Origin of the sequence: Psychrobacter sp. 4Dc (assembly GCF_002836715.1) — a bacterium.
Taxonomy (GTDB): domain Bacteria; phylum Pseudomonadota; class Gammaproteobacteria; order Pseudomonadales; family Moraxellaceae; genus Psychrobacter.
The window spans coordinates 1-9,505 of record NZ_PJAT01000010.1 but is presented as its reverse complement, the minus strand read 5'-3'; the positions used below and the strand labels follow the sequence as shown (position 1 = coordinate 9,505).

The window sequence follows — 9,505 nt, the reverse complement described above, 5'->3', positions numbered from 1 at the left end:
GTTGATAGATAAAAAACACTAAAAATTGGCAGTCGTTATCAACACGATCTAAGACTAATAATAGAGAGTGAATGCCGTGTAACATTTAATGATAGACTTCTTGTTAAAATGACTATAGCCTTATAGTTAAGATGAAATTCTATGAATTATTTTTGATAAGCGAGTGTATATTGATAGCGAATACACCTAACAAAATGAGCATTGAAAAAGTGCAAACGAAACGTGAGCTGGCGAAAGCCAAGACTCGGCGTGCGTTATTAAAAAGTGCCTTGCGGTTGTATAGTTTGGAAGGTGCTCAGGGCATGAGCATGAATAAAATTGCCAAAGGTGCAGGTATTGCACAGCCCAGTTTTTACAATCATTTTGAGAGCCTAGAGGCGCTACAAAACGAGCTGAGCGCCCAACTAAAAGACAATTATCTATCACCGATGCGACTGGCATGGGTCAATATGCTCAAAGATTATGATGTGTTGAGTAAAGAGCAGTTTAATCAGCAATGTCGACAATGCCTGATTATGATTTTTGATTCGGCATTTGAGAATATCGCGCTGTTTCAACATTTGTTAGAGGATCGCCCACGGTTTAGTGACAGTATAGAAAACCAATCTTCATTAAATAATGGACTGGGCAATCTGATTACCGAAATACAAGAAGAATGGACAGAGATATTTATTCAGGGATTGCAGTTATCTAATCGTACTTGCGAGCGCAGTGCTGTCAATCTATGCGTTGATATGGCGGCGGCACAGGTACATGAGTTGATATTGGGCTGTCATCAGCAGCGATACTCAAGACAACAAGCGATTGCCACCTTGAGTATCAGCTTTGACGCACTGTTCGCCAATTTTTTGCACGGAAGCAATACTAGTCAGTAGTGATAATAAGCAAAAATTACTGTCATGAAATCTAGAAAAAAAACACAACAGGGAGAGTGATTATGGCCACAACCACGGCTGCACCAACGTTAGGCGAAGCGCAAACGCATTTTAGAACTTGTACATTGTGCGAGGCAATGTGCGGCGTCGAGATAAAACATGATGGCGAAAAAGTCTTGTCGATTAAAGGGGATAAAAACGATCCCTTTTCGCAAGGCTATATTTGTCCGAAAGCCACTGCTTTGCAAGATTTGCATGAAGATCCTGACCGTTTGCGTCAGCCGGTAGAGAGAACGGCAGACGGTTGGAAATCTATTAGTTGGTCAGAAGCGTTAGATAAAGTTGCTGCAGGTATTCAATCCATACAGCAAAAGTATGGTCAAAATGCGTTGGGTGTTTATTTGGGTAATCCTAACGTACATAACATGGGCGGTATGTTGACCATCAAACAACTGCTTACCAGTTTAAAGACACGCAGTCGTTTTTCTGCCACTTCTATCGACCAACTGCCACATCATATTATTAGCATGCATCTATTTGGTCACATGCTGCGCATTCCAGTTCCCGATGTCAATAATACACAATACATGCTGATCATCGGTGGCAATCCGTTGGCTTCTAACGGCAGTATCATGACTGCGCCCAACATGCGTCAAAAGCTGAAAGATATAAAAGCTCGGGCGGGCAAGGTGGTGGTGATTGATCCAAGACGCACAGAAACCGCCGACATCGCCAGCGAGCATCACTTTATTCGTCCAGCGACGGATGTATTGCTGCTATTAGCTATGTTGAATGAAATCTATACGCAAGGCTATGCGAAGCTCGATACTAGAGTGGCGGCCTTGGCACCAGAGATCGATCGACTTGCTTTGTTCGCTGAACAATACACGCCTGAGTCAGTTGCAGACATCACGGGTATTACCGCAGCTGAGATCAAACGTATCGTCAAAGAATTTTGTGAAGCAGAAAGCTCAGTTTGTTATGGTCGCATGGGCATCTCGGTGCAAGAGTTTGGTTTGCTCAGCCAATATTTATCTATGATCATCAATATTGTCACGGGTCGTTTAGATGAAGTGGGCGGACTCATGTTCCCAAATCCTGCCGTCGATGTTGTGAACAGCTCAGGCCCAGGCTATCTGGGTAAACGTCATAGCCGCGTCAGCAACTTGCCAGATTTTAATGGTGAGTATCCAGTGGTTGCGATGGCAGATGAGATGTTGGTCGAAGGGGAAGGCCAGTTAAAGGGATTTGTTACGGTCGCTGGTAATCCGGTTCTGAGTACGCCAAATGGCGAAAAGTTAGATGAAGCACTATCTCAGTTAGAGTTTATGGTTTCGCTTGATTATTTTGTGACTGAGACCAGTCGCCATGCCAATATTATTCTGCCGCCTGTATCGCCATTAGAGCGCGACCACTATGACATTACTTTTAATGGTTTTGCCGTGCACAATGTCGCCAAATACTCGCCTGCCTTGTTTGATAAAACCGACGATACCAAGCATGACTGGGAGATTTATTTAGGATTGGCAGAGCGCTTAGACAAAGATGCGCCAGAAGCAACGCAAAAAGAACGTGCCGCGACAAAAGCCTTTGGTCCTAAGTTCTTGTTAGAGCAAGGTCTAAAGTATGGACCTCATAAAGACGTGACATTTGAAGCACTGGTCGAAAACCCACATGGTATTGATTTAGGTCCGTTGCATCGGATGTTGCCAGAGGCTATTAAACACGCTGATAAACAAATTCATCTTCATGTCGATTTTTATCAGTCAGATTTAGCCCGTGTTAAAGAGATGGTGCAACAGTACAACAGTAATGAGATTGTGCTAATCGGTCGTCGTCATGTACGTAGTAACAATTCATGGTTGCACAATAGCCATCGATTGGTAAAAGGTAAATCTCGCTGTACATTGATGTTGCATCCGCAAACGGCAGCGCGACATGGTATTGCAGACGGTCAAGATGTCAGAGTAACTTCTCGAGTGAGTAGCGTGGTCATTGCAGCAGAAGTGACGGATGAGCTGATGCCAGGAGTGGTCAGTATCCCGCACGGCTTTGGTCACGGCCGCAAAGGGGTTAAGCAAAAGATTGCTCAAGCGCATGCAGGTGTCAGCGTTAATGATTTGACTGATGAAACCCTAATTGACCAATTAAGTGGCAATGCGGCAGTTAATGGTGTACCGGTACAACTGGAAGCGCTTGAATCAGCAACAGATGACGCATTGGCTACCGCATCATAAACCTTGATGAATAGCGTAATCACTTAAGAATTGTCCTAAAATAAAAAGAAGGCGCTTACTATAGGTAAGCGCCTTCTTTTTTGCACAAAATTTTAATCTATCGCTTATCCGATTAAGCACTTATACCAATAAAGTCAAAATCAACGCTAGGTATTTCGCCCTGTATCAATAAGCTAATGGCTTTTGCAGAACCACAAGAATGTGTCCATCCCAATGTACCGTGTCCGGTGTTGAGCCATAGATTGTCAAAAGTCGCTGAAGCATTATGGCTACCATGTTTGACTTGACCGCAGTGCGCACGACCAATCAAAGGTACATTCGATGGGGTCATCGGGCGCAGTCCTGTCCAATATTGCACCGAGTTTGCGATGATGCCTTTTGGAAATAATTGCTGCACACGCCGAGTGATGGCTTCACAGCGCGTAGCATTTAGGTCTAGGTTATAGCCATTGAATTCAGCCGTACCAGCGACTCGCAATTTGTCACCCAGTCGTGAGGTAACTAGCTTAAACTCATCATCAATCAAGCTCACAAAAGGCGCTAAGTGCGGCGCGCGTGGATTCACCGTATACGTAGCCGAATATCCCTTTGCTGGAAATATTGGTGCGTGTATCCCCAATGGTTTTAGTAGAGGTACGCTATAGCTGCCAAGTGCGACCACATAACTATCAGCCGTAAAGGTCTGCGCATTTTCGCCTTTTGGACGGATGGTAATACTGTGCACATGCGGACGGGCAGAGTCAGCATCAGCATTGAGTGCTAAGATCTCGGTATTATATAAAAACTGTACACCAGCATCGATACAGCGCTGCGCTAAACGTTGGGTAAACAGGTGCGCATTGCCAGACTCATCACGGCTAGTATAGGTTGCCCCAGTGAGCTTATGCGCAATTGGGTAGAGCGCTGGCTCTAAATTGACGGCATTATTGATATCAATCACATGGCGCTCACAACCGAGCGCTTGCATACGTTCGGTTGGCTCGATGGCAGCATCAAACTCTGCCTGATTGGTATAAAAATGCATAATACCGCGCGTCTGTTGCTCGTAATTAATACCGATATCTGCACGCAGCTGTTGTAAAGTATCTCTTGAATATAGACCTAAGCGCACCATTTGCACGAGATTGGCATCGGCTCTATCGGCGCGGCACTCTTGCAGAAACTGCATGGCCCATTTGAGCTGAGCTTTGTCAGCTCGCAAACGATACAGTAGCGGAGCATCCTCTTTAAACAACCACTTGAGCGCTTTCATCGGGGTCGCAGGATTGGCCCAAGGCGTGGCATGTGAGACAGATATTTGACCGCCATTGGCAAATGAAGTTTGCATACCTGCTGCTGATTCGCGCTCAATCACAGTCACATCATAGCCTGCCTGACGTAGATACCATGCGGTGGTCACACCCACCACGCCTGCTCCGAGTACCGCAATATGTGTCATAGGATTCTCTATGCTCATGTTAGTCATGACGGTAACTCTTTATTGAACTACCGTCACCTTTGCTGTGTCGCTTGCATGATTCGATGTGCTTTTATTTTGGGCGTGCGACATCTACTTGTAGGGCAGCTGGCAAGTCCAATATGCTCAAATCGCTTTCTGCCAATTGTTCAGGACGTGCCACGACCAAAGCGGTAAAGCCATCGTCATTTTTCATTGCATTGACCACTTGGATTTTATCGAGCTTGTCACCTGCGTTTGGTGCTGCATCGGTGCCTTGGACATAGTGCAAAAATGCTTTGGGTGCAGATTTAAAGTAGATGCGAGCGATGACTTCTTGACCCAAGTAGCAGCCTTTATCATAGTCCATGCCGCCGCGCTGATGTAAACGCAGTTCTTGCGGTTGAAACTCACCCTGAGTTGCGGCCACAATCCAATAATTACCAGTAGCTAGGCTGCATGCCATCCAAGCCTGAGTATCCTCAGCAGTATTATGGTCGTCTTTATGGCTAAAAGTTGGCTCATCTGCTAGCACGCAAGGATAAATCGCTGCTGGTGCGCTGGTTTTAAATTTAGAAAATGCCCCGTACTTATTAAGATGCGCCTGCAAAGACTCAGCACAATCGCTACTTATGACCACATCATAATGTTTTTCTGCTTGTTTTTTGATCCAGATACCGAACTCAATACGACCTTTTAGATTACCGATGGCGGCGGCCTGATAGCTAAGCCCGAGCTTGGTAACGTCACAAGTCAATTGCCCTTGCAAGAATTTTTCGGCGTCTTCGCCTTGGATAGTTAATTGTGAAAACTGCGGTACAGCTGATAAATTTGAAGACTGAGTCATTGTTATTATCCTTCTGATGAGAGCTTACTTATTAATATATAGGGTAAATCGAAGTGATAAAAAATTATATGGGTGCTTTTATCATTGACAGCATCTGTGCACATAAATCTAAATGAGGCTAAGAAGAGTACCACAAAAAACCCTGCCATAAAAAACGTCATTACTAAGTGATGGGTTAAGCGTTAAATTGGGCATAGCGTTTGATTTTCAAGCTTACAAATTGGTTAAAGATGGTGAGTTACGGTACAATATCAGCTCTACAATTAACCTAATGTACGATGGCTGCCGAGGAAATAATGAGCTTACCAAATTGCCCTAAATGTGATGCTGAATATACGTATGAAGATGGTGCGTTACTGGTATGTCCTATGTGTGCTCATGAATGGACGGCGGCTGAGACTGATGCAGCGCAAGCTGAAGACCAAGACGCAGTTATTCGTGATGCTGTTGGCAATGAGCTACAGGACGGCGATGCGGTGACGGTTATTAAAGACCTAAAAGTCAAAGGCTCTTCAATCGTGATTAAAGTAGGAACGAAAGCGAAAAGCATACGTCTGTTGCCAGATGCTACTGACGGTCATGATATCGACTGTAAACTTGATGGCTACGGACCAATGAAGCTTAAGTCTTCTGTGGTCAAAAAAGCTTAAATTGTAAAAACTTCTTGAAAGATTCGATAATAAACAAATATAAAGCAGACGTTTAATTACAAAACATTGTCGTTATAAATGTCGCTATAAGTAGAGAATAATTATGAGTACTAAAAACGAACAGCTCTTTGCACAAGCACGTAAACATATCCCAGGTGGTGTTAACTCACCGGTTCGCGCCTTTGCAGGAGTTGGTGGGACGCCAATCTTTATGCACCGTGCTAATGGTAGCAAAATTTATGACACCGAAGACAATGCTTATATTGACTATGTTGGCTCGTGGGGCCCAATGATTTTGGGTCATGCGCACCCAAAAGTCATCGATGCGGTAAAAAAAGCGGCTGATGATGGTCTAAGCTTTGGTACGCCCACACCGTTCGAGACGACAGTTGCAGATAAAATTTGCGAAATCGTACCAAGCGTTGAGATGATTCGTATGACCAGTTCTGGTACAGAAGCGACCATGAGTGCGATTCGCTTGGCACGTGGTTATACTCAGCGTGACAAAATCGTTAAGTTCGAAGGTTGCTACCATGGGCATTCAGACAGCTTGTTGGTAAAAGCTGGCTCTGGCATGCTTGATATTGGTGAGCCAACGTCGAAAGGCGTGCCAGCAGACTTTGCTAAGCATACCATTACGATTCCTTATAATGATCCGCAAGCGATTAAAGATTGTTTTGAGAAATGGGGCAAAGAAGTTGCTTGCGTTATCTTGGAGCCAATCGCTGGCAACATGAACATGGTTATTCCAACACAAGAGTTCCATGATACGTTGCGTGCCGAGTGTACTGCCAATGGCGCAGTATTAATCTTTGACGAAGTCATGACGGGCTTTCGCGTTGGCCTTGGTGGTGCACAGGCACACTTCGGCATCGATCCTGATTTAACCTGCTTTGGCAAAATCATCGGTGCAGGTCTACCTGTTGGCGCTTTCGGCGGTAAAAAAGAAGTCATGTCTTGCATCGCGCCACTTGGCGGTGTCTATCAAGCTGGCACGTTATCAGGCAATCCACTAGCGATGCGCGCTGGTATCGCTATGTTTGAGGACTTAACCGCAGAGGGTTTCTATGACGAGTTAGCAGCGAAAGTTGATCGCCTAGTAGACGGTTTCCAAGCAGCAGCTGACAAACATGGTATTCATTTACGTACCAATAAGCTTGGCGGTATGTTTGGCATGTTCTTTGTCAAAGACAGCACAACTGAAACGCCAAAGAACTTCGATGACGTGACAGAGTGCGATATGGACGTATTCAATACTTTCTTCCACGGTATGCTAGATCGCGGTATTTACTTGGCACCGTCAGCTTATGAAGCAGGCTTTATGTCTATCAAACATAGCGATGAAGACATTGATGTGTCAATCAAAGCGGCTGATGAGATATTTGCAGAAATGGCAAAAGCATAGTTTAGCCATGTAAGTTATTAACTTACCAAAAAGTTAATATTTAGAAAAACCAGCAAGATCGTCCTGTGATCTCTGCTGGTTTTTTTGTTTATCGATATCTTATTTATAATCATATTGGAAATAATATAAAGTATTTTTGAAGATTGTTTGTATAGCCGTTAACGTGACTGATGCTTATACATTTCTTACCTGTGCGTCCAAAAAATAGACAATGAGTTGTGATACTCTGAGGCAAACCTGAATAATTAAGCAAGGATGCAAACGAATGAGTACCAGTACTTCTAGCAATACCGCGCCATTATGGCAAGCCACTTACGACCAATACGGCCTAGACAACCATTTGAATGTATTGGAAGGTAAGCAAAATCTGATTGACTTACTGCAACCAAAGATTGAACAGCATAGTGAATTTCCAGCTTTTAGTATGGGTGCGGCATCGCTCACTTTTAGGCAGCTAGATATTGCCAGTCGACGTTTTGCTACTTTTTTACAAGCGCAAGGTGTTGAGAAGGGCGATCGCATAGCGGTACAACTGCCAAATATACTGCAGTATGCCGTGGTACTGTTGGGTTGCCTACGTGCAGGTGTGGTATTGGTCAATGTCAATCCCATGTATACCCAATATGAATTGGCACATCAGCTCACTGACGCTCAAGCTTGTGGTCTAATTGTGCTAGATGGTATGAGCACTGCTTATGAGCAATTAGATGACACAGTCAAAGCTCAGTTGAAATGGGTGGTCAGATGTTCCATAGATCCTAGCATTGCTGATAATGACATTGCCTTGCTCAGTCAGATTGGCTCAGAACAACCTGCGAACACAGATGAGCAAACACATACCTCGACCGAATCATTAACTGATTCATCACAGCACAACATAATGTTTGCACATATTATGCAGGCCTATGATGCAGAAGCGTTTAAAGCCGTTACGATTGTACGTGAAGATTTGGCCCTACTGCAATATACAGGCGGTACGACTGGCAAGCCAAAAGGCGCCATGCTAACTCATTATAATGTCATGGCAAATGTCTGCCAGTGCTACGCGATGTTTGGTAAAACGATTGAAGCTGGTCGTAGCGAACAGATTAAAATACTCAATCCTTTACCGCTTTATCATATTTTTTCGTTTACGGTCTGCGGCTTGCTAGGTCTTTATGGCGGCTGGGAAGATATATTGGTCACCAATCCACGTGATATCGATGGTTTAGTGAATACCATTGAACAGCACCGACCTCATGCTATCCCTTCAGTGAATACATTATTCATTGGCATGCTGCATCATCCAAAATTCGCTAGTCTAGATTTTAGTCGTCTAGCTTTATCTATCGGCGGCGGCACAGCGATTATTAAAGCGGTCTCTGATCAATGGCAGCAAGTGACGGGTATGATTATTAGCGAAGGCTATGGTATGTCTGAGACGTCGCCCGTTATTTCTTTCAATCCGTCTGGGATTACAGAGTTTAATGGTAGCGTTGGACTGCCACTGGCTTTGACAGATATCCATATCATTGATGAGAATGGGAATACATGCCCAACAGGTACAAGGGGTGAGGTCTGTATCAAAGGGCCTCAGGTCATGCGCGGTTATTGGCAGCGAGACAATGCAGATACTTTTACCCCAAATGGCTACTTTAGATCAGGTGATATCGGCGTCATGAATGATGAGGGGTTTTTGACACTCGTCGACCGTAAAAAGGACATGATACTGGTATCAGGATTTAACGTATATCCCAATGAAGTAGAGGCTGCGCTGACTGAACATCCCAAGGTGCTCGAAGTCGCTGTAGTCGGGGTGGCAGATGACCATAGCGGGGAAGTGCCAAAAGCATTTGTAGTCAAAAAAGACGCGGATCTCACCGTAGAGGAGCTAAAAGACTTTGCGAGTAAGCGCCTAACTGGCTATAAGCGTCCACAGTCCTATGAGTTTATCGATGAGCTCCCTAAGACGGCGGTCGGCAAAATTTTGCGTAAAGAACTGCGATAAGTGAGCAGTGTATTTCACTTATAAGAGTGACATCGAGATAATTCTTAAAATAAACAAAAACAGGGCTGC

7 protein-coding genes are annotated in these 9,505 nt (G+C 44.5%); 5 read left to right on the top strand and 2 right to left on the bottom strand.

Annotation, left to right across the window (positions count from 1 at the left end):
- The first annotated feature begins 170 nt into the window (after positions 1 to 170).
- The gene (locus tag CXF61_RS01070; RefSeq protein WP_193834153.1) at positions 171 to 875 is read left to right on the top strand and encodes a TetR/AcrR family transcriptional regulator; all 705 of its coding nucleotides are present in this window, start codon (positions 171 to 173) and stop codon (positions 873 to 875) included.
- Positions 876 to 937: 62 nt separating this feature from the next.
- Positions 938 to 3,112, top strand: a complete 2,175-nt coding sequence (locus tag CXF61_RS01065) for a molybdopterin oxidoreductase family protein (protein WP_165596837.1) — start codon at positions 938 to 940, stop codon at positions 3,110 to 3,112.
- A 112-nt stretch (positions 3,113 to 3,224) separates the two neighbouring features.
- Here the strand turns inward: CXF61_RS01065 and CXF61_RS01060 are convergent, their stop codons facing one another.
- Positions 3,225 to 4,577: a D-amino acid dehydrogenase gene (locus CXF61_RS01060; RefSeq protein ID WP_264755653.1), complete on the bottom strand. Its 1,353-nt coding sequence runs from the start codon at positions 4,575 to 4,577 to the stop codon at positions 3,225 to 3,227.
- Positions 4,578 to 4,641: 64 nt separating this feature from the next.
- A complete protein-coding gene (locus tag CXF61_RS01055; RefSeq protein WP_165596836.1) occupies positions 4,642 to 5,394 on the bottom strand; it encodes a CAF17-like 4Fe-4S cluster assembly/insertion protein YgfZ in 753 nt (250 codons plus the stop codon).
- Between the two features lie 296 nt (positions 5,395 to 5,690).
- Here CXF61_RS01055 and CXF61_RS01050 point away from each other — a divergent pair, with 296 nt between their 5' ends.
- The 3 genes from CXF61_RS01050 to CXF61_RS01040 all read left to right on the top strand — a co-directional run bounded on the left by CXF61_RS01050 (position 5,691) and on the right by CXF61_RS01040 (position 9,436).
- Positions 5,691 to 6,044 carry a zinc ribbon domain-containing protein YjdM gene (locus CXF61_RS01050; protein ID WP_057758016.1) on the top strand — a complete coding sequence of 118 codons (354 nt, stop codon included), beginning with the start codon at positions 5,691 to 5,693 and terminating at the stop codon, positions 6,042 to 6,044.
- A 103-nt stretch (positions 6,045 to 6,147) separates the two neighbouring features.
- A complete protein-coding gene (hemL, locus tag CXF61_RS01045; RefSeq protein WP_165596835.1) occupies positions 6,148 to 7,449 on the top strand; it encodes a glutamate-1-semialdehyde 2,1-aminomutase in 1,302 nt (433 codons plus the stop codon).
- Positions 7,450 to 7,714: 265 nt separating this feature from the next.
- Entirely contained in the window at positions 7,715 to 9,436 is a 1,722-nt protein-coding gene (locus CXF61_RS01040) for an AMP-binding protein (RefSeq protein WP_165596834.1), read from the top strand.
- Positions 9,437 to 9,505 lie beyond the last annotated feature (69 nt).